The 21,139-nt window shown below is 70.7% G+C and carries 19 protein-coding genes and 1 pseudogene; 12 read left to right on the forward strand and 8 right to left on the reverse strand.

The window, feature by feature from the left end:
• Window positions 1-139: 139 nt before the first annotated feature.
• Window positions 140-604 carry an SRPBCC family protein gene (locus PINTE_RS07900; protein ID WP_068428378.1) on the forward strand — a complete coding sequence of 155 codons (465 nt, stop codon included), beginning with the start codon at window positions 140-142 and terminating at the stop codon, window positions 602-604.
• Window positions 605-646: 42 nt separating this feature from the next.
• Here PINTE_RS07900 and PINTE_RS07905 read toward each other — a convergent pair whose 3' ends face one another.
• From PINTE_RS07905 to PINTE_RS07915, 3 genes are all read right to left on the reverse strand, one after another.
• A complete protein-coding gene (locus PINTE_RS07905) occupies window positions 647-988 on the reverse strand; it encodes a rhodanese-like domain-containing protein (protein WP_068428379.1) in 342 nt (113 codons plus the stop codon).
• Window positions 989-1,089: 101 nt separating this feature from the next.
• Entirely contained in the window at window positions 1,090-1,950 is an 861-nt protein-coding gene (locus PINTE_RS07910) for an Fpg/Nei family DNA glycosylase (protein ID WP_068428385.1), read from the reverse strand.
• A 4-nt stretch (window positions 1,951-1,954) separates the two neighbouring features.
• Entirely contained in the window at window positions 1,955-3,055 is a 1,101-nt protein-coding gene (locus PINTE_RS07915; protein WP_068428387.1) for an App1 family protein phosphatidate phosphatase, read from the reverse strand.
• Between the two features lie 89 nt (window positions 3,056-3,144).
• On the opposite strand from PINTE_RS07915, the gene PINTE_RS07920 reads away from it, so the two are divergent.
• From PINTE_RS07920 to PINTE_RS07935, 4 genes are all read left to right on the forward strand, one after another.
• Window positions 3,145-3,987: an SMP-30/gluconolactonase/LRE family protein gene (locus tag PINTE_RS07920; RefSeq protein WP_068428389.1), complete on the forward strand. Its 843-nt coding sequence runs from the start codon at window positions 3,145-3,147 to the stop codon at window positions 3,985-3,987.
• 508 nt (window positions 3,988-4,495) lie between these two features.
• Entirely contained in the window at window positions 4,496-5,590 is a 1,095-nt protein-coding gene (locus PINTE_RS07925) for a YihY/virulence factor BrkB family protein (RefSeq protein WP_068428392.1), read from the forward strand.
• Between the two features lie 571 nt (window positions 5,591-6,161).
• On the forward strand, window positions 6,162-6,941 hold the full coding sequence (locus PINTE_RS07930) for an inositol monophosphatase family protein (protein WP_068428394.1): 780 nt from the start codon (window positions 6,162-6,164) through the stop codon (window positions 6,939-6,941).
• Between the two features lie 21 nt (window positions 6,942-6,962).
• Window positions 6,963-7,853 carry a D-hexose-6-phosphate mutarotase gene (locus PINTE_RS07935; protein WP_068428396.1) on the forward strand — a complete coding sequence of 297 codons (891 nt, stop codon included), beginning with the start codon at window positions 6,963-6,965 and terminating at the stop codon, window positions 7,851-7,853.
• A gap of 190 nt (window positions 7,854-8,043) precedes the next feature.
• Here the strand turns inward: PINTE_RS07935 and PINTE_RS07940 are convergent, their stop codons facing one another.
• Both PINTE_RS07940 and PINTE_RS07945 read right to left on the reverse strand, forming a co-directional pair.
• Complete coding sequence (locus tag PINTE_RS07940) at window positions 8,044-9,120, reverse strand: tartrate dehydrogenase (protein WP_068428398.1); 1,077 nt, start codon at window positions 9,118-9,120, stop codon at window positions 8,044-8,046.
• A gap of 100 nt (window positions 9,121-9,220) precedes the next feature.
• The gene (locus PINTE_RS07945) at window positions 9,221-10,123 is read right to left on the reverse strand and encodes a LysR family transcriptional regulator (protein WP_068428401.1); all 903 of its coding nucleotides are present in this window, start codon (window positions 10,121-10,123) and stop codon (window positions 9,221-9,223) included.
• Window positions 10,124-10,289: 166 nt separating this feature from the next.
• Here PINTE_RS07945 and PINTE_RS07950 point away from each other — a divergent pair, with 166 nt between their 5' ends.
• Both PINTE_RS07950 and PINTE_RS07955 read left to right on the forward strand, forming a co-directional pair.
• Complete coding sequence (locus tag PINTE_RS07950) at window positions 10,290-11,888, forward strand: SLC13 family permease (protein ID WP_068428410.1); 1,599 nt, start codon at window positions 10,290-10,292, stop codon at window positions 11,886-11,888.
• Window positions 11,889-12,039: 151 nt separating this feature from the next.
• A complete protein-coding gene (locus tag PINTE_RS07955) occupies window positions 12,040-12,582 on the forward strand; it encodes a Uma2 family endonuclease (RefSeq protein WP_068428435.1) in 543 nt (180 codons plus the stop codon).
• A 9-nt stretch (window positions 12,583-12,591) separates the two neighbouring features.
• Here the strand turns inward: PINTE_RS07955 and PINTE_RS07960 are convergent, their stop codons facing one another.
• From PINTE_RS07960 to PINTE_RS22630, 3 genes and pseudogenes are all read right to left on the reverse strand, one after another.
• The gene (locus tag PINTE_RS07960; protein WP_068428411.1) at window positions 12,592-13,302 is read right to left on the reverse strand and encodes a GntR family transcriptional regulator; all 711 of its coding nucleotides are present in this window, start codon (window positions 13,300-13,302) and stop codon (window positions 12,592-12,594) included.
• A gap of 107 nt (window positions 13,303-13,409) precedes the next feature.
• Window positions 13,410-14,968, reverse strand: a pseudogene (locus PINTE_RS25025) (alanine/glycine:cation symporter family protein).
• Window positions 14,965-15,117, reverse strand: coding sequence for a universal stress protein (locus PINTE_RS22630; protein WP_157087128.1), 153 nt, complete (start codon window positions 15,115-15,117; stop codon window positions 14,965-14,967). The pseudogene PINTE_RS25025 and the gene PINTE_RS22630 overlap by 4 nt, the downstream one beginning before the upstream one ends.
• A 219-nt stretch (window positions 15,118-15,336) precedes the next feature.
• Here PINTE_RS22630 and PINTE_RS07970 point away from each other — a divergent pair, with 219 nt between their 5' ends.
• The 5 genes from PINTE_RS07970 to PINTE_RS07990 all read left to right on the forward strand — a co-directional run bounded on the left by PINTE_RS07970 (window position 15,337) and on the right by PINTE_RS07990 (window position 20,808).
• On the forward strand, window positions 15,337-16,455 hold the full coding sequence (locus tag PINTE_RS07970; protein ID WP_068428412.1) for a proline racemase family protein: 1,119 nt from the start codon (window positions 15,337-15,339) through the stop codon (window positions 16,453-16,455).
• A gap of 158 nt (window positions 16,456-16,613) precedes the next feature.
• On the forward strand, window positions 16,614-17,216 hold the full coding sequence (locus tag PINTE_RS07975) for a short chain dehydrogenase (RefSeq protein ID WP_068428438.1): 603 nt from the start codon (window positions 16,614-16,616) through the stop codon (window positions 17,214-17,216).
• Window positions 17,213-18,526 (forward strand): NAD(P)/FAD-dependent oxidoreductase, encoded by a 1,314-nt coding sequence (locus PINTE_RS07980; RefSeq protein WP_281178838.1) that lies wholly within the window; start codon window positions 17,213-17,215, stop codon window positions 18,524-18,526. The genes PINTE_RS07975 and PINTE_RS07980 overlap by 4 nt, the downstream gene beginning before the upstream one ends.
• Entirely contained in the window at window positions 18,526-19,425 is a 900-nt protein-coding gene (locus PINTE_RS07985; RefSeq protein ID WP_068428416.1) for a dihydrodipicolinate synthase family protein, read from the forward strand. Before PINTE_RS07980 ends, PINTE_RS07985 begins: the two co-directional genes overlap by 1 nt.
• A 66-nt stretch (window positions 19,426-19,491) precedes the next feature.
• Entirely contained in the window at window positions 19,492-20,808 is a 1,317-nt protein-coding gene (locus tag PINTE_RS07990) for an aspartate aminotransferase family protein (protein WP_068428418.1), read from the forward strand.
• The last annotated feature ends 331 nt before the right edge of the window (window positions 20,809-21,139 follow it).

The raw sequence follows: 21,139 nt of genomic DNA on the forward strand, positions 1-21,139 counted from the left end.
TATTCGCAGCTCTAGTCGATTCGACAGAGACACGCAGAGAAACGGATCGGCCGCTTCTCGGCCGGTCTTCCCCCGCAGTCAAGGGCCACAAAGCCCACGTGTCGGGTGGTGTTCAGACGACCGCCCAAGGGTGGCGCCCATGGAGCAGTCCATCGAGAAGGTCGACGCGGCCCCTCGCGTCGTGGCCCTGCGAGCGCGTGTCAACGCAAGCGTGCACGAATTGTGGCGGATGTTGGCCAACCCCCACCGTCACCACGAGGTCGACGGGTCCGGCACCGTCCAGACGCGTGTCATCGGCCCCCGCGAACTCGAACTCGGCGACCGGTTTCGCGTCGACATGCGCATGATGGGCGTTCCGTACGCCATCACCAGTACCGTCACCGCTCTCGAGCAGGACCGGCTCGTCGAATGGCAGCACCCCGGCGGCCACCGCTGGCGCTGGGAGCTCGAGGCCCAGCCTGACGGCTCGACGATCGTCACCGAGTCGTTCGATTACTCGACCGCGCGGGCGCCGCGCATCATCGAGCGGATCAAGGCGCCCGAACGCAACGCAGTGAGCATTCGTGACAGCCTCGCCGCCTTGCAGCGACGATACGGAGGCTGACCGCTCACCTCCGGCAGGGAGCCGGACGGCGCCTCCGATCGCTCAGATGACGGTCGGGCAACCGGGTCCGTCGTGCGTCATCGGCCGGCCCGCGGCGTGCCAGGCCTGCATGCCGCCGGCGAGGTTCACGGCGTCGAAGCCCCGCGAGAGCAGGAACTCGACGATCCGCGAGGAGCGCCCGCCGCTGCGGCACACGACGACGATCTGTCGGTCGCGCGGTATCTCCGCCTGGCGAATGCCCACCTCGTCCATGGGGATGTGAAGTGCGTGGGGTGCCCGTCCTGCGGCCCACTCGTTGTTCTCGCGCACATCGAGCAGCGCCGCGTTGTCGGGGAGGGCGTCCTGCGTCACGGCAGGAACGGCGTCTCGCGATTGCGTGCTCATGCGCAAAGTCTTCCACCCCCACCCCGGCGTCGTCAGGACTTCTGGCCCGGTGGTGCCCGAATCTGCACGCTTTGGGTGAGCTGACCCCGTGTCGCACAGGTCTACTTCAGGAGACGGCTCATTCGGCGGTCGGCCAACGGCCTGCCGCCGGTCTGGCACGTCGGGCAGTACTGCAGCGACGAATCCGCGAACGACACCTCGCGCACGGTGTCGCCGCACACCGGGCACGGCTGGCCGGCGCGGTCGTGCACCGCCATCCCGGCCCGCTTCGCGTCCTTCAACTCCGCCGCCGGCTTGCCCGAGGCCGCCGCAACCGCACGGTGAAGTGTGCGAAGTATCGCCTCGTGGAGCCGGGCCACCGCCTGCTCGTCGAGCGAGCCCGCGAGCGCGAACGGCGACATCTTCGCCGCGTGCAGGATCTCGTCGGAGTAGGCGTTGCCGACGCCGGCGATGACGCTCTGGTCGCGCAGCAGCCCCTTGAGCTGCTTCTTGCGGTCGGCGAGGATGCCGGCGAGCGCCTCCACCGTGAAGTCCGGCGACAGCGGGTCGGGCCCCAGGCTCGCGATCCCGGGCACCGCCGCCGGATCCTCGACCAAGTAGACCGCCAGGCCCTTCTTCGTGCCCGCCTCGGTGAGGTCGAAACCCGAATCGTCGGAGAACCGAACCCGCAGCGCGATCGGCGAACGTCCCGGGCGCAGACGGGCTTTCGGCGCCGTCTCCGACCAGCGCAGCCAGCCGGCCCGGGCCAGGTGGAAGATCAGGTGCAGCCCGTCGCAGTCGATGTCGACGAACTTGCCGTGCCGCCCCACCCCGGCCACCATGAGCCCGACGAGCGCGTCCGGAGCCGGGTCGTACGTCTTGAGCACCGCCACCGACCCGAGCTCCACGCCGGTGATCGCCAGCCCGTCCAGACGCGTGTCGAGGAAGTCCGACAGCGCCTGCACCTCGGGCAGCTCGGGCATCGGCTCAGAGCACTTCCTGGCCGCGCAGCACCGCCCGCACCTTCGGCAGCAGCCCGTAGCCGTCGGGCGCCCGCACCACCGGCACCGGCCGGTGCACCTTGGGCAGGAAACCCTCGTTGGAGACCGGGATGCCGTGGCTGAGCACCTGCTCGGTGGGGGTCAGTTCGCGGATCGCGATCGCCCGCACGACATCGGCCCGGTCGCGCGCGAAGTCGCCGTAGATCTTCGGGTCGTGCTGCCCGTCGTCGCCGACGAGCACCCAATGGATGTGCGGGAACTCGCGGGCCAGCCGGTGCAGCGTCGTGCGCTTGTGGTCCTGCCCCGAGCGGAACCAGCCGTAGTTCGTCGGCCCCCAGTCGGTCAGCAGCAGCGGACCCGAGGGGTAGCCGTGCCGCTTGAGAAAGCGGGTCAGCGTGCCGCACGTGTTCCACGCCCCGGTCGACAGGTAGAAGATCGGGGCGCCCTCGTGCTCGGCGAGCAGCTCGCGGTACATCGGCGCCATGCCCGGCACGATGTGGCGCGCCTGCTCGTGGCGCATGAACGTGTTCCACGCCGCGATGAGCGGTCGCGGCAGCGACGTGATGAGCACCGTGTCGTCGATGTCGCTGACGAGCCCGAAACGCACCGAGCCGGAGATGATCCGCACCTTCGCCTTCGCCGGCCGGCCGTCGCGCGGGCTGATCGTCACCGAGTGCCAGCCCGGCTCCAGGCCGTGGTCGGTGATCGTCAGGTCGATGTAGCCGCTGCGGTCCGTCGTCGTCTCGTAGTCGGTGCCGTTGATGCTGACGACCACGGGGTGGTCCATCGCCTGGGCCGTCATGAACGCCCGCCACCCGCGCAGTCGCTCCTCGGCCCGCTCCCGCAGCGTCGCGTTCGCGTCGATGCGCTCGTCGAGGGCCGCCGGGTCCTGGTTCGGCGGGGTCTGCGGCTCGTCGGTGTCCTGGCGCGAGAGCAGCACCCGCCCCAGCACCCGCAGGAACGTCTCGCCGCCGTACCCCGGATAGCCGATCGCCCGGCAGGTCCACCCCCACTGATCGCGCAGCACGCCCGTGAGGCGACGGTTCATCACGTCTTCCATTCGCGCCGCGGCGTGTAGGCGAGCCATGGGAAGACGGTAGTCCATGTGGTCCGGATCGATCGGTGCGAGAGGGTGCAAGCGGGTGCAGGTGGTGCGCGCCCGTGATGCCATGGGGCATGGGCAGCGTCGAGAACGTCACCGGACCGCAGGCCTTCCACGCCGAGGGGCCGGTGTGGCACCCCGGGTGGGGCGGACTGCGCTATGTCGACCTGACGGCGGGCGACCTGCTCACCCTCACCGGAGACGGTGTCACCCGCCGCCACGTCGGCACCGTCGCCGCGTTCGTGCGCCCCCGCCGCGACGGCGGCTTCGTCGTCGCCCTCGAACACGCGCTGGCCCTCGCCGACGACGAGCACAGTGAACTGCGCGTCATGCGACCGGTCGTCACCGATCCAGCCGTGCGCTTCAACGACGGCACGTGCTCACCCGACGGCACGCTGTACGGCGGCACGATGGCCAACGAGCAGACGCCGGGCGCCGGGGTCTTGTACCGCTTCGGTGCCACACTCGATGCCGCGGAGCCGATCGAGACGGGCGTGACCGTCTCCAACGGGATCGGGTTCGCACCCGACGGCACGCTCGCCTACTACGCCGACACCCCGACCGGTCGCATCGACGTGTTCGACAACGTCGACGACCGTCTCGTGGAGCGCCGCCCGTTCGTCGAGACCGGCGCGAATCCCGACGGGCTGTGCGTCGACGCCGAGGGCGGGGTGTGGGTGGCCTGCTACGGCGACTCCCAGGTGCGCCGCTACGGCCCCGATGGCCGGCTCGAGGCCGTCGTCGAGGTGCCGGTGACCAACGTCACGGCCTGCACGTTCGGCGGCGACGACCTGGCCACGCTCTACATCACGACCACGCGCGAGAACGTGCCCGAGGGTGAGCAGCCCGACGCCGGAAGCGTTTTCGCCACCCGCCCGGGCGTGCGCGGGCTGCCGGTCGCGCCGTACGCCGGCTGACCCGGGCGGCGAAGGCCTGCTGGGCCGCGTCGTCGCAGGTCATCGGCACTCTCACATCCGTAGCGCCACGGCCGATGGGGCCGGAGGACAGCCGGTGCCCCGTGTGATCACGCCCGTGATCCGACGCCTGCGGGGCGCCGCGGATGGGGGGATTGGCCGTCATGGGCTCGAGGTCCGCGTGGACTCACGGTGCCCGGCCGCGCGCTGCCCGCATCTCCGGCGGCGGGTGCCGCCGATGAACGGGGGCCGACCCACCCGGCGGGTGAGCCGCGGGTACGCTCCCGCGCCGCGGACCAGGCGCTATCCGACTCCGCCGCGTGCCCTCGGGGCGACCGGGCGTGGACTGCGCCCCCGGCCGCCGGCGATCAGTCGCGACCACGTGCGGCTGCGCCGGCCCACCGGCGTCGGCTGCCGACACACCCAGGGGCTGGAGGAGGTTTGGTCGGCGCGACACCGGGGTACGGTCGGATTCGCCCTATCCGACTCCTTCCCCTCCCCGAGGAGCTTCATGACCGGCCAGAGTGAGGAACGGGCGGCCGAGAAGGCCGACACGGCCCCGCCCCCCGATGCCCCCGAAAAGCCCGACAGCCCGGCGGAACTCACCAAGCCGTCGTGGACCTACACGCTGAAGAAGGCGTTCAACGAATTCACCCGTGACCAGTGCACCGACCTGGCCGCGGCCCTGACCTACTACTCGGTGCTCGCGATCTTCCCGGCGCTGCTGGCGCTCGTCTCCCTCCTCGGCGTGTTCGGCCAGGGCGAGAGCACCGTGCAGTACCTGATGAACATGATCGGGGAGTTCGTGCCCCGCGACGCGCTCGACCAGGTGCAGCCGGTCATCGACCAGATGGTCAACACCCGGGCCGCCGGGTTCGCGCTCATCGCCGGTCTGCTCGGTGCCCTGTGGTCGGCCTCCGGGTACATCAACGCGTTCAGTCGCGCGATGAACCGCGTCTACGAGATCCCCGAGGGTCGCCCGATCTGGAAGCTGCGGCCGCTGTTCCTCGCCCTGACCCTCGTCATCCTGCTGCTCGTCGTCGTCGTTATCATCGGGCTCGTCGTCAGCGGCCCGGTCGCGCAGACCGTCGGCGACCTCGTCGGGCTCGGCAGCTTCACCGTCATGCTGTGGGACTGGCTCAAGTGGCCGGTGATCCTGCTCATCGTCATGGGCATCATCGCGCTGCTGTACTACGTCACCCCCAACGTGCAGCAGCCGAAGTTCCGGTGGGTGTCCGTCGGGTCCCTCGTGGCGATCGTCGTGTGGGCGCTGGCCTCGTTGGCGTTCGGCTTCTACGTCGGCAACTTCGGCAACTACAACGCGACGTACGGTGCGCTGGCCGGCGTGATCATCGCGCTGCTGTGGCTGTGGCTGACCAACCTCGCGCTGCTGTTCGGCGCGGAGGTCGACGCCGAGCTCGAGCGGGCCCGCCAGCTCCAGGCCGGCATCAAGGCCGAGAAGACGCTGCAACTGCCGCCGCGCGGCACGAGCGCCAGCGACAAGGCCGCCGCCAAGCGCGACGAACTCATCGACCAGGGCCGCCAGATCCGCCTCGAGAACGAGGCCACGCAGGAGTCGGCCAAGGAGTCCGATACGCGCGAGTGAACGCGTCCATCGACGGGGCCGGGTGATCTTCGGATCATCCGGCCCCGTCGTATATCCAGCTGGCGCACAGCAGGTTTCACGACTTGTCGACAAGCATTGTTGGCAATGGACGAGCGTTCAGTACGCTTGCACAAGACGGGCGTTAAGGAAGGTCGTGGGGGCGACCGACCGACACGGCGCAGTCACCGGCCTGGGGAGGCCGGGCACGACGGCGGAGTCCGATCGGCTGGGGGGGCCGAGGGGTGACGCCGACAGGGGGAACGGGCTGGGGGAGCCCGAGCAGTTGGGGACACGGGCTGGGGGAGCCCGAGCAGAACAGGGCTGGGGGAGCCCGATCGTTGGGGGAAGACCCGGGCAACCGGGAGCACCAAAGGGAGGGGAGCAGGCGCAACGGCCATTCCCTCGCGACGGGGGTACGCGAGGGCACGGGCAGGGCGCTTCGACACTTCAGAGGACGGCGGGATCGCGTTGGGGAACGCGGTCCCGCCGTCGTCGTGTGCGGGCTCCGGAATCGGGGTCGGGCCAGGGGTCACCCGGCATCGCCCAGGGCCGGTTGTGAGAACGTGGGGCCGTGGACACCGACTCCGTGCTCGCCCTCATCCAGGACGTCGCCGCGCAGGTCATCACCCCGCGATTCCGCAGTCTGCGGTCCGAGCAGGTCATGGAGAAGAACCCCGGTGACCTCGTCACGGTCGCCGATCGGGAGGCCGAGGCGATCATCGCGGCCTGGCTGCGCGAGCGGCAGCCCGACGCGCTCGTCGTCGGCGAGGAGGCGACCGCCGCCGACCCGGGACTGCTGGACCGGCTCGGCGAGGCCCCCCACGCCTGGCTCATCGACCCCGTCGACGGCACGAAGAACTTCGTCCACGGCCGCACCGACCACGCCGTCATGGTCGCCGAACTGCGCTCCGGGGAGTGCGTGCGCGGCTGGATCTGGCAACCGGAGTACGAACTGGCCTACGTGTGTGAGCGCGGCGCCGGCCTGACCCGCAACGGGGAGCCGGTGACGCGCCCGGCGCCCGAGATCGACCCCGCCTCCCTGCGGGCGGTTACGTCGCGGCCCGACCAGGAGGGTCGACACGGCACGCTGCAGTTCGGGCGAACCGCGTGGTGCTGCGGGGTGGACTACCCGATGCTCGCCGAGGGCCGTGTCGACGCCATCGCCTACAGCCGCGGACTGCCGTGGGACCACGCCGCCGGGAGCCTGTTCGTCGAGGAGATCGGCGGGGTGGTGCGGCACCTGGACGGTTCGCGCTACCTGCCCGGCACGGCGCACGCGTCGGTCGGTGGGCAACTCGTCGCCGCCGCGAGCCCGCAGGCGTGGGAGTACGTCGTCGCCCAGCTGCGGTGAACCGGCGCTACCGTCGGTGCCATGACGCACACCGATGACGTGCAGCTGCCCGAACTGCCCGACGGCGTGAGCCTGGTCGAGGGGGAAGGTGGGCTGCCGGCGGTCGCCGTGCACACCGACTCCGTTGTGGCGCAGGTGTATCTGCAGGGGGCGCATGTGACCTCCTGGGCGCCCGCCGGGGCGACGGAGGTGCTCTGGCTCAGCCCGACGTCGTCGTTCGCGCCGGGCAAGGCCATTCGCGGGGGTGTGCCGCTGTGCGCGCCATGGTTCGGGCCCGGGCGCGACGGGGACAAACCGGTGGCGCACGGGTGGTTCCGCACCGCCACGTGGCGGCTGGCCTCGGCACGGCGGGACGGCGGCGACGTGGTGCTGCGGTTCACGCTGTCGGGCGCGGACGCGCAGGTGCCGGCCGGTGAGCCGTCCAATGTGAGCGCGGAGTACGTCGTGCGGGTGGGTCGTGAGCTCGAACTCGCGCTGACGATCACCGCGGGGGTCGACGGGCTGCTCATGGAGGAGGCGCTGCACAGCTATTTCGCCGTCTCCGACGTGCGGGGTGTGCGGGTCGAAGGGCTTGCGGGGCACCGGTATACGGACAAGGTGAGCGACTCGCAGGAGGTGCAGTCCGGCGACCTGCGGCTGGCGGGGCGCACCGACCGGGTGTACGACCACTCGCGGGTCGCCACGGTCGTCGACGAGGGCTCGGGGCGGCGGATCGTCGTCGCCAAGGAGGGGTCGGACAGCACCGTCGTGTGGAACCCGTGGGAGGCCAAGGCCGCCGAGTCCGCCGACATCGGTGACGCGTGGCCCGGGTTCGTCTGCGTCGAGGTCGCCAACGCGCTCGACCACTACGTCGTGCTGGGGCCGGAGATGCCGCACACCATGGTCGCGACGGTTCGCGTCGAGTCGCTCTGAGTCTCGAATCGTCGACCGTCACCGCAGGCGGTTCTGTGGGGTGACCGCTCGGCGGCCGTCGAGCGGTCACCCCTGGGTTTGGCGAGGAGAACCGGGGTCGCTGACCTGCGGTGTTGCGAGGAGCGACCAACGTGACCGCTCGCGAGCGGTCACCGCCCAGACCCGTGTGGGAGACGTGGCGGCGAGCCCGTCAGTCGCCGAGGTTGGCGATGACGGCGTCGGTGACCTGGTCGGTGGTGGCGGTGCCGCCGACGTCGCGGGTGAGGATGCCGGCTCCGGTGGTGCGCTCGATGGCCAGCTGCAGCGACTTGGCCTCGTCGGGGCGGCCGAGGTGCTCCAGCATGAGGGCTGCGCTGCCGAGGGCGCCGATCGGGTTGGCGATGCCCTGGCCGGCGATGTCGGGTGCCGAGCCGTGCACCGGCTCGAACATGCTCGGAAAACGCTTCTCGGGGTTGAGGTTCGCGCTGCTCGCGAGCCCGAGGCTGCCGGCGAGGGCGCTGCCGAGGTCGGAGAGAATGTCGGCGTGCAGGTTGGAGGCGACGACGACCGACAGATCCTGCGGCTGCAGCACGAACTTGGCGGCCATCGCGTCGACGAGCACCTTCTCGGTCTCCACGTCGGGGTAGTCGGTGCGCACGCGGTCGAAGACCTCGTCCCACATGACGAAGCCGTACTGCTGGGCGTTGCTCTTCGTCACGCACGAGACCTTCTTGCGCGTGCGGGTGCGGGCCAAGTCGAAGGCGAACCGCATGATTCGCTCGCTGCCGAACTCGCTGAAGATCGCCGACTGCACGGCGAATTCGCCGCCGGGGCCGCGGCCGGCGAAGTTGCGGCCGCCGAAGCCGGCGTACTCGCCCTCGGAGTTCTCCCGCACGCACACCCAGTCGAGCTCGGTGTCGTCGGCCGCGCGCAGCGGTGAGGTCACGCCGGGCAGGAACTGCACGGGGCGCACGTTGGCCCACTGGTCGAAGCTCTGGCAGATGTTCAGCCGCAGGCCCCACAGCGTGATGTGGTCGGGCACCCCGGGCCAGCCGACGGCGCCGAAGTAGATCGCGTCGTGCTTCTTCAGCTCATCGAGCCCGGTCGGGTCCAACATCACGCCGTGCTCGGTGTAGTAGTCGGTGCCCCAGGGGTATTCGACGAAGTCGAAGGCGAGTCCGTCGCCGGAGCGGGCGGCCAGCGCGTCGAGCACGGCGCGTCCGGAGGCGACGACCTCCTTGCCGACGCCGTCGGCGGGGATCGTGGCGATGCTGAACGTCGTGCTCATCGGTGAGCTCCTTGCGGCCGGGGATGGGATTGCCCCTAGTCAACCGAGGGTGGCGGGTTCGCGTCCAAGACCGGGTGCCCATCGCGCTTATCGGCCGCTCCTATCGATCCCTGGCGACGCCTTCGAGGGTGGCGAGGAAGTCGGTGGCCAGCGGCGTGAGGCCCTGGGTTCGGCACACCGCGGCCGACCACATGCGCGGGGAGTCGGTCAGGGGCCGCACCCGCAGCCCCGAGCGTTCCGCAAGCTCCCGCCACGCCGTCGGCAGGATCGCCTCGCCGGCCCGGGCGAGGATGAGCGGCAGGATCATCGCCCGATGGTCGACCTCGCACGTGATGCGGGTGTCGGGCTGGTCGAGCAGCACCTCGTCGACGATCTGGCGCATCAGGCTCCCGGGGTGGGAGGTGATGAGCCGGCAGCCGGCGAGGTCGGTGACGCGCAGCTCGTCGCGCTCCGGGCACGGGCCGGGGTCGGCGGAGATGAGCACGAGGGGCTGGGCGCCGAGCGGCACGACCGCGAGGTCCTTCTCCCGCCGCAGCCGGGCCGCGGCAATGAGGCCGATCTCGACGAGGCCCTGTTTGACCATGCCCGTCACCTCCTCGGCGGTCCAGCCGCCGATGATGGAGACGGTGGCCCCCGGGTGCGCGGCCGCGAAGTCCGCGACGATCTGGGCACCCGGCGCGATGCCGGCGCTGGGCATCGTGGCGATGACGAGGCGCCCGCGGTGGGCCTGCCGGTTGGCGTGCACCGCGTCCTCGGCGGCCTGCATCGTGCGCAGCGCGCGGCGGCACGGTTCGAGCAGGTCGCGACCCGCCTCGCTGAGCACGACCCGGCGACCGACGCGGTGGAACAACGGGATTCCCAGCTGCTGCTCGAGCCGGGCGATGGCCTGCGAGAGCGACGGCTGGGCGATCCGCAGCTCGTCGGCCGCGCGGGTCAGCGTGCCGTGTTCGGCGACGGCGAGGAAATAGCGCAGCTGCCGGGTCTCGAGTCGCGGTCCGTCCATAGGTCGAGCCTATGTGCTGTGTCGTATTCCGGTCTTGGACCGCAATGGGTGCTGTGCGCCAAAGTTCCCGAATCGCGAACACACCGGTGTGCGACGTGCGGCTCCCTCGAGGTGGGCCTTCGGCGGGGGCCGGTGACACCGGCTCAACCCGACTTCGGGAGGCAGCGTGGCCACCACGACACGACGCGAGGGCTGGACCGACGTCGAGGCGGTTCTGCTCGGCGACAAGAACGCGCTCGGCGGTGAGCGGCTCAGTGACGCCGAGGAGCGGGTCGAGCGGATCCGCCAGACGAGCGGGTGGTTCCTCGCCCCGCTGTTCACGATCGTCTTCCTGCTGCTGCCGCTCGGCATCGACACCGCGCAGCACCAGCTGGCCGCGATCCTCATCGGCGTCATCGTGCTGTGGATCACCGAGCCGGTGCCGATCCCGGTCGGCGGCCTCATCGGCATCGCGGCGATCGTGTTCTTCGGGGTGGTGCCCGCGCGCGACGCGGTCGCGCCGTTCGGGTCGACGACCGTCTTCACGTTCATCGGGGCGTTCATCCTCGCGCAGGCGATGATGATGCACGGCGTCGCGCGCCGGATCGCCTACTGGCTCCTGGGGCTTCCCGGCGTCGGTAAGTCGACGATGCGGGTGCTGCTCGCGTTCGGCACCGTGACCTGCCTGCTGTCGGCGTTCGTGTCGAACACGGCGACGGTCGCGATGCTGCTGCCGACCGCGATCGGCATCGTCGCGGTCATCGCCAAGATGCTCCAGGAACGCGGCGACGTGGCGCCCGGCTTCGACCCCACCAAGCTCAAGGTCGCGACCGCGTTCATGCTCATGCTCGCGTACTCGGCGAGCGTCGGCGGCCTGCTCACCCCCGTCGGCTCCCCGCCGAACCTCATCGGCCGCGGGCTCATCGAGGAGGCCACCGGCGAGCAGATCAACTTCGGCCAGTGGTTCGCGATCGCGTTCCCGATCTGCACGGTGATGTTCTTCGCGCTCGCGATCATCCTCACGCTCATCAACAAGCCGGAGGTGCGCAAGCTCGAGGGTGTCGAGGAGTTCCTCGCGCATCAGAAGGCCGACCTCGGGCCGATCTCGCGGGCCGAACGCAACACGATCATCGCGTTCCTATTCACGGTCGTCGGCTGGCTGCTGCCCTCGGTGCTCAACGTGTTCTTCGGCGACGACCACCCGGTCGCCTCGGTGATCAGCGACCGCCTCAACGAGGGCATCGTCGCGATCGCCGGCGCGTGCCTGCTGTTCATGCTGCCCGTCGACTGGAAGGAGCGGCGCTTCACGATGAGCTGGGACGACGCCGCCAAGATCGACTGGGGCACGATCGTGCTCTTCGGCAGCGGCATCATCTTCGGCGCGCTGCTCGACGACACCGGGCTGGCGCAGACCATCGGGACGGCCGCGGCGGACGTCTTCGGCGTGACGAGCCTGGTCGCGCTGACGGTCTTCGCGGTGCTGCTGGCGATCCTCATCTCGGAGACGACGAGCAACACGGCGGCGGCCGCGGTGACCGTGCCGATCATCATCCCGCTGGCTGTGGCGATCGGCGTCAACCCGCTCGTGCCCGCGCTCGCCGCGACCTTCGGCGCCTCCTTCGGGTTCATGCTGCCGGTCTCCACGCCGCAGAACGCGATCGTCTACGGCTCCGGCGTCGTGCCGATCACCCGGATGATCCGCTCGGGGATCAGCTTCGACATCATCGGCGCGATCCTCATCATCCTGTGCCTGCCCGTCGTCGCCCGCCTCGTCGGCCTCGGCTGACGCCCCAACGACCCTCAAGACTGCGTGGTGCGGTCGCGCCTGCGGTTTCGCGCCGCAGTCCTCACCGCGACACGCACTCTTGACGTTCGGTCACGACCGTGCCGGGACCTGCGCGTGGAGGTTTGGGCCCGAAGGGGGCACCATGACGGTTATGGCCACGACCATCCACGACGATCGGGTCTGGACTCGGGCGGAGCGGGACGCGCTACCGGAGGACGGGCGGCGCTATGAGCTGCTCGACGGGGCGCTCATCGTGAGCGCCGCTCCGCGTCCGATCCACCAGATCGTGGTGTTCGGCCTCTATCGGCAGTTGCACGCTTCCTGCCCGAAGGACCTCATCGTGCTCGGAGCGCCGCTGGACATCTATCTGGCCGAGGACAGCCTGCTCGAGCCGGATTTGCTCGTCGCCCAGCGCGACCAGTTCGACGATGCGGGGCTACGTGGTCGCCCGGAGTTGGCTGTCGAGGTGATGTCGCCGAGCAGCCGCCGGATCGATCGGGTGCTCAAGCGGGAGCGTTTCGAGCGGGCAGGGACGCCCGCGTTCTGGCTCGTCGAGCCGGAAGGGCCGAGCCTGACGGCCTACCAGCTGCGCGAGGGCCGCCACGAACTCGCCGCGGAGGTCGCGGCCGGGGAGTCGTGGACGGCCACCGTGCCGTACGAGGTGACACTTACCCCCGATAACTGGGCGGACTGAGGCCTTTCGTCAACGGGGCGGCCGCTGCAGGAGGGCGACGAGCTCGCGGGCGCTGGCCATGGTGTGGGCCTCCAGGGCCTGCTGGATGCGGTCGGGGTCGCGGGTGCGGATCGCCTCGACGATGGCGCGGTGCACGTCACGGGCCCGCCTCGGGTCGCGCCGGGTCTGCTGGTCGCGGGCGAGCAGGATCGTCAGCTGCGCCTCGGTGGCCGGCCACAGCCGCATGAGCATCGAGTTGCCCGACGCCTCCCACAGGCGGCGGTGGAACGCCACGTGCGCCTCGTGCGCCGCCACCGGGTCGGCATCGAGGGCGAGTCGGTCGTAGTCGGCCCACGCCGCCTCCACCTGCGCCAGGCGGGAGCCGGTGTCGTCGGCGAGCACATCCTGCGCGGCGAGGGTGTCGAGGGCCATGCGGGCGCGGGCGGTGTCCATGATCGTGCCCGGGTCGACGTCGGCCACGCGCAGCCCGCGGTAGGGCTCCTGCACGAGCAGCCCCTCCTGCGCGAGCTGCGTCAGCGCCTCGCGCATCGTCGGCCGGCTGACGTTCAAGGAGGCCGACAGCCGGTTCTCGGTGAGCTTCTCGCCCGGCTGCAGGTCGCCGGTCACGATCGCTCGGCGGATCGCCGCGATCGCCCCGTCCCGCCGGCTCATCGACGCGATGGGGGCCAGGGCGCCGGAGCGGCCGGAGGCCGACGCGGCCCGCGCCACCGTCTCCGTCATGAGCCGCTGGCCGCTGAACTGGCGGGACGTGCAGTCGCCGCTCGTCCACTCGTCTGATTGTCAGGCACTCGCCGATCATACGGCGGCCGACGCGGACGCCGGACCTGTCACGGGCTGGTCGACTCCTCCGTGGTGAGGCGCCGCTGCGCTTGAGCACCGAGGATGAAGCGCTCCCGCGGCGGGATCTCGGCGAATTCTCCGGCATGCAGCCCGGTCCAATAGTCGCTGAACTCCTTGCGGATCACCTTGGCGAGGAAGTACAGGCCCAAGACGTTGCACAGCGCCAGCAGGAACAGCAGCGAGTCGGCGAAGAGGATGACCGGTCCGAGGGTGGCGGCCCCGATCACCGTGAAGCTCAGGAAGATGACCTTGTAGATGTTCTCGGCGAGCCGGTTGTCGCCGAACAGTGAACCGAAGGCCTTCATGCCGTAGTAGGCGTAGCTCAGGATCGTCGAGTAGGCGAATAACCAGACGGCCACGGCCAGCACGTAGGGGAACCAGTCGGCCACCGTCGCGAAGGCGTGCGAGGTGATCGTGACGCCCTCGATGCCCTCGGCGCCGCGCCATGTGCCGGTGACCACGATCGTCAGGGCCGTCATCGAGCAGATGATGATGGTGTCGACGAACGGCTCCAGAGAGGCTACGAAGCCTTCGCTCGCCGGGCGGTTGGTCTTGACGACGGAGTGGGCGATGGGGGCGTCGCCGACGCCGGCCGAGTTGGAGTACGTGGCCCGCTGGAAGCCGACGATGAGCGAGCCGATGGCGCCGCCGGCGACGCCTTCTGGGGAGAACGCGTGGGTGACGATTTCGACACGGCCGCCGGGATGTTGCTGATGTTGGCCCCGAGCACGATCAGACAGCTGCCGACGTAGAGGATCGCCATGAGCGGCACCATCATCTCGGTGACCCGAGCGATCGACTTGATCCCGCCGATGATGACCGCGCCGGTGATGAGCGCCGTCGCCAGGCCGATCGTCCAGCGGTTCTCGCCGAGGAAAGTGCCCAGGCCGCCGGTCCCGGCGACGTTGACCAGCTGAGTCGTGGCCTGATTGGACTGGAACGCGTTTGTGCCGATGGCCGCGATCATCATGAACGCCGCCCAGGTCGTGGCGAGGGCTACACCGGGGGTCGGCCGGCCGATCGAGGCGAGCCCGTCGCGCAAGTACCACATATGCCCGCCGGAGACGGTGCCGTCCGCGTGGACCTTGCGGAACTTCACCGCCATCGTGCACTCCGCCATCTTCGTGGACATGCCGACGAATCCCGCGACGAACATCCAGAAGGCGGCGCCCGGGCCACCGATCGTGATGGCGACCGCGACGCCGGCGATGTTGCCGAGCCCGACCGTGCTCGAGAGTGCGGTGGCCAGCGCCTGGAAGTGGGTGACCTCGCCCGGGGCGTCGGCGGGGGTGTACTTGCCGCGCACGAGGTCGAGGGCGTGCTTCATGCCGCGCACGTTGAGGAACTTCAACCAGAGGGTGAAGAACGTGCCGCAGACGACGAGCCAGCCGACGATGAGCGGGACCGCGGTGCCGAAGATCGGCACCGCGTAGAAGACGATCCCGGCCAATCCCTCGGCGAACGGGCCGAAGTAGCGCTGCAGGGTCGCGTCGACACCGTCGGCGGCGGGCGTGAAGGCTGGCGCGGCCAGTGCGAGCCGACTCATGTCGCCACGACCACGGGCGCGTGCTGCACCAGGCGACTGGGGGCGCTGCCGACGATGGCCGCTTCGACGTTCGACTCGCCCGTACGACACACGACGATGGGGTCCAGGACGTGCTCCTTGGCGTGGTCGATCTGCTGCCGCTTGTCCATTGCCCCACCTCCGAGGTCGACTAGCCAGAGCACGGAGACTGACAGGCGATTCGTCGGATGCGCAAGGGTTCGCCGCGTGGTGTTCGGCGAGCGGTCGTCGCGGGAACCCTTGCGTCCGAGTGCATTCGGCCCAGCGACCAGACCCTGACCTAGGGTCTGGGCCAGCGCACGGGCGACGGGCCCGACGCGCCATATCCTTCGATCCGCGAGGTGTTAGCCATGGACTCAGACGCGCGACTCGATCTTCACGAGGCCCTGGCCCTCGAGGTGATCGACGTGCACGCCGAGGGGGAGCCGGGTCGCGTCGTGCTCGCCGACGGCCTGGGCATCGAGGGCGAGACGATGGCCCAGCGGCTCGCGTGGTGCGAACGGCATCTCGACCGGCTGCGCACGCTGCTGCTGCGTGAGCCGCGGGGGTACCCGGCGCTGTGCGGGGTGTTCGTCACGCCGCCGGTCACGCCGGGCGCCGACGCGGGGATCATCGTGCTCGAGCAGGCGGGGTTCCGGCCGATGTCGGGCAGCAACACGATGTGTGCCGTGACCGCCCTCCTGGAGACGGGCGTGCTGGCCAGGCGCGAGCCGCAGACCCTCGTGCGTCTCGACACCGCCGCCGGCCCCGTGGAGGCCGTGGCCCGCGTGAGCGGCGGCGAGGTCACCTCCGTGCAGGTGCGCAACGTGCCTTCGTTCGTCGTCGGGCTCGACCTGCCGGTCGACGTGCTCGGCATCGGGACGGTGTCTGCCGACATCGCCTTCGGCGGGCAGTTCTACGTGCAGGCGCCCGCCGCCGCGCTCGGCGTCGAGCTCGGCGCCGCCAACGCTCCCGCGATCGCCCGCGCCGCGATGGGCCTGCTAGCCTCGGCCCGCGAGCAGCATGCCGTGCGGCACCCCACCGAGCCCGACATCGACGAGATCGCCCTCGTCATGCTCACCGGGCCCGCCGACCGGCGGGTCGACCGGCGCGTCGACGCCCGCAATACCGTTGTGCTGCCCAGCGGCCCGCTCGATGCGCGCGACGACTCGACGTGGCGCGGCACCCTCGATCGGTCTCCGTGCGGCACCGGAACCTGTGCGCGCATGGCCTGTCTGCACGCCCGCGGGCAGCTTCGTCTCGGGCAGGAATTCGTTCACGAGGGCGCGCTCGGCACGACCTTCACCGGCCTGCTGCACGAGGAACTCGTCGTCGGCGGCCACCCCGCGGTGCTGCCGTCGATCGAGGGGCGCGCGTGGATCACCGGGCAGGCCCGGCTCCGGCTCGATCCCGGCGACCCCTTTCCCGCGGGATACGCCGTCGCCGACCTGTGGGCGCAGACCGACCTCGGGCCCGGCGTCGGCGGCTGAAACCGCCCAGGCCCGGTGCCGACGCTGACCTCGGCGCCGGCGGCTGAAACCTCCCAGGCCCCAGCCCGGTTGCTTGCCTGTCTGACAATCTGCAAGAGTGGTGGTTCCGGTGGCTCGCTGATGAGCGAGCGGAGACGAGCGGCAAAGGAGTGTTCTGCGTGAAGGTTCTGCTGATCGGATCGTCCGGCGTGGTGGGCAGTGCGGCGGCGAGCGCGCTCGCCGGCAGCGGCTGCGAGGTGCTGGCCGCCTCCCGCTCCGGGGAGTTGACCGTCGACGCCACCGACGAGCAGTCGATCCGCGCCCTCTTCGAGCAGGTCGGCGAGGTCGACGCGGTCGTGTGCGCCGCGGGCGCCGTGCCATTCAAACCGCTCGCCGAGCTGAGCCGCGACGACTTCGTCACCGGCTACCTCGGCAAGGCCCAGAGCCAGATCGACCTCGTGCAGATCGGCACCCCGTACGTGCGCGACGGCGGCTCGTTCACGCTGACCACCGGCATCCTCGCCCGCGAACCGATCCGCACCGGCGTGGCCGCCTCCGCCGCCAACGGCGCCGTCGAGGCCTTCGTCATGGCCGCCGCCTGCGAACTGCCGCGCGGCCTGCGGATCAACGCCGTGAGCCCCTCGGTGCTCGCCGACGCCCCCGGCTACCACTCCGCGTTCCCCGGCTTCGAGCCGGTCTCGTCGCACTCCGTGGGCCAGCTGTTCGTCAAGTCCGTGCTCGGCGTGCAGACGGGGCGCGTGTTCGACCTGGACCGTCCGTGACCAGCGCGGCTCGTCGAGTCGCGATCGTCGGAGGCGGTGCCATCGGCCTCATGACCGCCTACCACCTGGCGCGCGAGGGCGCGGACGTCACGGTGGTCGACGCCCGCCGGACGGGTCGCGGTGCGGCCGAGGTGAACGCCGGCTGGTACTGCCCGGGTGAAAGTGCGCCGGTGCCCGGGCCGGGCATGGTGACCAAGTCGCTGGCCTGGATGCTGCGTCGCGACAGCCCGCTGTACATCCGCCCCAGCGCGAGCCCGGAGTTCACGCGATTCATGTACGGCATGTGGCGCGCGTGCACCTCGCAGGCCAACCTCGCGGGCTACCGGGCGAGCCTCGCGCTGGCCCGGGCCGCCGACGTCGGCTACGCGGACTACCGCGCCGACGGCATCGACTTCGAGTTGCGCAGCGGCGGCTTGCTGCTCGCCTACCGCGAGCGCGAGAACTTCGATGCGCACCTGGCGACTCTCGGCATCGCCCGCGAGCACGGGCTCGACCCGCAGGTGCTCGTCGGCGACGCCGTGCACGAGCGCGAGCCGCAGTTGAGCGAGCAGGTGCGCGGCAGCATCTACTTTCCGCACGAGTCCTACCTCGACCCCAACGCGCTCATGCGTGGGCTGCACGCCCGGCTCCTGGAGCTCGGCGCGACGATCATCGAGAACGCGCCGCTGGAGCGGGTCGAACGCGACGGGAGCCGGGTGCGCCGGCTGGTCGCCGGCGGCCGTGCGATCGAGGCCGACGCCTACGTGCTCGCGGCGGGCGCGTGGTCGGGGCGCCTCGCCCGCCTCTTCGGAGCCGGTGTGGCCGCGCAGGTGCCGGTGCGCCCCGGCAAGGGGTACAGCGTCGACGTCGCGCCACTTGTGCTGCGCACGTGCGTCAATCTGGCCGACGCGAAGGTTGCGGTGACGCCGCTGGCCACGCGGCTGCGGCTCGCCGGGACGATGGAGTTCGGCGGCCTCGACGAGCGGCTCGACCGGGTGCGTGTCGCGGCGATCCTCGCGGCCCCGGGGCGCTATTTCCGCGACTGGCAGGCGCCCTCGCCGGCAGACCTCGAACCGCGGGCCGGGCTGCGGCCGATGACCCCCGACGGGTTGCCGGTCATGGGCCCCTTGGCCGGTCTCGACAACGCGTTCGTCTCCGGCGGGCACGGGATGATGGGCATCACGTTCGGGCCGGGCGCCGCCTCCGTCATGACTGATCTTGTGCTACGTGAGCGCCACAATCCGGTGCTCGACGCCTTCTCGCCCGCCCGCTTCTCGCGCCGCCGACGTGCGGCGGGCGCCGTCGACCAGCGACTGCAAGGAGTTCGATGATGACCCGTAAGCCCGTGCAGCTCAAGGGAATTCTGGCTGCCGTCACCACCCCGTTCAGCGCCGATGGCTCAACCGTCGACGAGGAGGCGATCGTCGCGCAGACCGAACGACTCATCGCCGCCGGCATCCACGGCCTCGTGCCATGCGGCTCGAGCGGCGAGTTCTTCTCGCTGTCGCCGGACGAGTACCGCCGGGTCATGGAGGCGTACGTGCAGGCGGCGGCCGGGCGTGTGCCGGTCGTCGTCGGCATCGGCGCCATGACGACCGCCGAGGCTGTCGACCTCGCCCAGCACGCCGAGCGCGTCGGCGCCGACGCGATCATGGTCGTCGCCCCGTTCTACGAGCCACTCAGTCTCCCGGAACTGACGGCCTTCCTCACCGAGCTGTCGGCCGCGATCAATGTGTCGATCATCTACTACAACCTGCCCGACGCCACGGGGATCAAGCTCGACGCCGACCAGATCGCGCAGCTCGGCCGGATCGACGGGCTCGACTACCTCAAGGACACCTCCGGCGACGCGGTGACCCTGACCGACCTCATCGTCAACCGATCGGACTCCATCACGGCCTTCAACGGCTGGGACACCCTGACGTTCATGGGCCTGGCGACGGGCGCGCAGGCCGCGGTGTGGGGCGCGGCCGGGCTCGTGCCCGAGCAGGCGGTCGCACTGTACGAGGCCCTCGCGGTCGACGCCGACCTGCGGCGCGGGCGCGAATTGTGGCGCGACCTGTGGACGCTCAGCGACGCGTTGGAGTCGGTGAGCAATTACGCCGCGGGGCTCAAGGCCGGGCTGGAGATCCTCGGCCACCCGGTCGGACCGCCTCGGGCCCCCATCCAGCCGCTGAGCGTCGACGACCGGGCCCGCGTCGAGGCGGCTCTGGCTCCCTTCCGCGCGTAGGGCGCGTCGCCAGGGGTGCGCGCCGGCTGCGACACTTCAGATCACCCAACCCGCACGGAGGGCACCATGACCACCGAACCCGCCGGCCTGGCCACGAACGCCGACGTGACGAAGGCCGACCTGGCGCACGTCTTCCACTCCTGGTCGGCGCAGGGGAGCCTGAATCCCCTGCCGCTCGCCGGCGGCCTCGGCAGCGAGGTCTGGGACGTCGACGGCACGCGCTACCTCGACTTCGCCAGTCAGCTCGTCTTCACGAACATGGGGCATCAGCACCCGAAGCTGCTCGCCGGCCTGCGCGAGCAGCTCGACACGCTCGCCACCGTCGCGCCGCCGTTCGCGAACGAGACCAGGGCCAGGGCGGCCCGGCTCATCACCGAGCGCGCGCCCGAGGGCTTCGAGAAGGTGTTCTTCACCAACGGCGGCGCCGACGCCAACGAGAACGCGATCCGCATGGCGCGCCTGGTGACCGGGCGCGACAAGGTGATCAGCCGGTACCGCTCGTACCACGGCAACACCGGCGCCTCGATCGTCGCGACCGGCGACTGGCGGCGCTACCCCAACGAGTACGCGCGCGGACACGTGCACTGCTTCGGTCCGTACCTGTACCGCAGTGAGTTCTGGGCGAACTCGCCGGAACAGGAGTGCGAGCGGGCGCTGCACCACCTCGAGCGGGTCGTCCAGTGCGAGGGTCCGGAGACGGTCGCCGCGATCCTCCTGGAGACGGTGCCCGGCACCGCGGGGGTCATGGTGCCGCCTCCCGGCTACCTGGCCGGCGTGCGCGAGATCGCCGACCGGTACGGGATCAAGCTCATCCTCGACGAGGTGATGTGCGGTTTCGGGCGCACCGGCCAGTGGCTCGCGCTCGACGCCCACGACGTGCGGCCCGACCTCATCACGTTCGCCAAGGGGTCCAACTCCGGCTACGTGCCGGTCGGCGGCGTCATCATCAGCGACGACATCGCGGCCGCCTTCGACGAGCGGGTCTTCCCCGGCGGGTTGACGTACTCCGGGCACCCGTTGGCCGCCGCCTCCGTCGTCGCGAACCTCACCGCCATGGCCGACGAGGGTGCTGTCGAGCACGCCGCGACGATCGGACGCGACCACCTCGGACCGGCTCTGGTCGCCCTCGCGGACAAGCACGACGTCATCGGCGAGGTGCGCGGAGTCGGGGTGTTCTGGGCCGTCGAACTCGTCGCCGACCGCGGGACCAAGGAGCCGCTGGGTGCCGCGCCGATGGCCGCGCTCAAGGACGCGCTGCAGAACGCGGGGCTGTTGCCGATGATCGTCGCCAACCGGGTGCACATGGTGCCGCCGTGCGTCGTCACCCCGGAGGAGGTCGAGCGCGCCGTCGCCCTCCTCGACGAGGGTCTCAGCGCCCTCTGAGCGCCGACCGTCCATGCCGACCGTCCCCGTCCCTGCCGACCGTCCCCGCGGACCCGTCCCTGAACGACCTTGAAAACTGCGTGTCGTGGTCGGGACTGCGGCACGGACAGCCGTTCTCACCACGACATGTGCGCTGCACGGGTCGCACAGGAGGACGCGGTCGCGACAGTGCCGCGCGCGAATGGGCCGAAGACGAAGTTGGCTTACATACTCCGCTCTCGGCGATGAAGCGTTCTGCATCGCCCCAGGTCAGCGAGACGACCGAATAAGTTTCACGGGAGTGTGTAAGTCATTCTCGTCTCGCCCCCGAAAACTGAGGCCGAATCAGACC

Origin of the sequence: Piscicoccus intestinalis NBRC 104926, from assembly GCF_001515525.1 — a bacterium.
Classification (GTDB): Bacteria; Actinomycetota; Actinomycetes; order Actinomycetales; family Dermatophilaceae; genus Kineosphaera; species Kineosphaera intestinalis.

Coding starts and splice junctions, on each gene's coding strand:
- PINTE_RS07900 (WP_068428378.1), top strand. CDS start 140: ATGGAGCAGTCCATCGAGAAGGTCGACGCGGCCCCTCGCGTCGTGGCC.
- PINTE_RS07905 (WP_068428379.1), bottom strand. CDS start 988: ATGAGCACGCAATCGCGAGACGCCGTTCCTGCCGTGACGCAGGACGCC.
- PINTE_RS07910 (WP_068428385.1), bottom strand. CDS start 1,950: ATGCCCGAGCTGCCCGAGGTGCAGGCGCTGTCGGACTTCCTCGACACG.
- PINTE_RS07915 (WP_068428387.1), bottom strand. CDS start 3,055: ATGGCTCGCCTACACGCCGCGGCGCGAATGGAAGACGTGATGAACCGT.
- PINTE_RS07920 (WP_068428389.1), top strand. CDS start 3,145: ATGGGCAGCGTCGAGAACGTCACCGGACCGCAGGCCTTCCACGCCGAG.
- PINTE_RS07925 (WP_068428392.1), top strand. CDS start 4,496: ATGACCGGCCAGAGTGAGGAACGGGCGGCCGAGAAGGCCGACACGGCC.
- PINTE_RS07935 (WP_068428396.1), top strand. CDS start 6,963: ATGACGCACACCGATGACGTGCAGCTGCCCGAACTGCCCGACGGCGTG.
- PINTE_RS07940 (WP_068428398.1), bottom strand. CDS start 9,120: ATGAGCACGACGTTCAGCATCGCCACGATCCCCGCCGACGGCGTCGGC.
- PINTE_RS07945 (WP_068428401.1), bottom strand. CDS start 10,123: ATGGACGGACCGCGACTCGAGACCCGGCAGCTGCGCTATTTCCTCGCC.
- PINTE_RS07955 (WP_068428435.1), top strand. CDS start 12,040: ATGGCCACGACCATCCACGACGATCGGGTCTGGACTCGGGCGGAGCGG.
- PINTE_RS07960 (WP_068428411.1), bottom strand. CDS start 13,302: ATGACGGAGACGGTGGCGCGGGCCGCGTCGGCCTCCGGCCGCTCCGGC.
- PINTE_RS22630 (WP_157087128.1), bottom strand. CDS start 15,117: ATGGACAAGCGGCAGCAGATCGACCACGCCAAGGAGCACGTCCTGGAC.
- PINTE_RS07970 (WP_068428412.1), top strand. CDS start 15,337: ATGGACTCAGACGCGCGACTCGATCTTCACGAGGCCCTGGCCCTCGAG.
- PINTE_RS07985 (WP_068428416.1), top strand. CDS start 18,526: ATGACCCGTAAGCCCGTGCAGCTCAAGGGAATTCTGGCTGCCGTCACC.
- PINTE_RS07990 (WP_068428418.1), top strand. CDS start 19,492: ATGACCACCGAACCCGCCGGCCTGGCCACGAACGCCGACGTGACGAAG.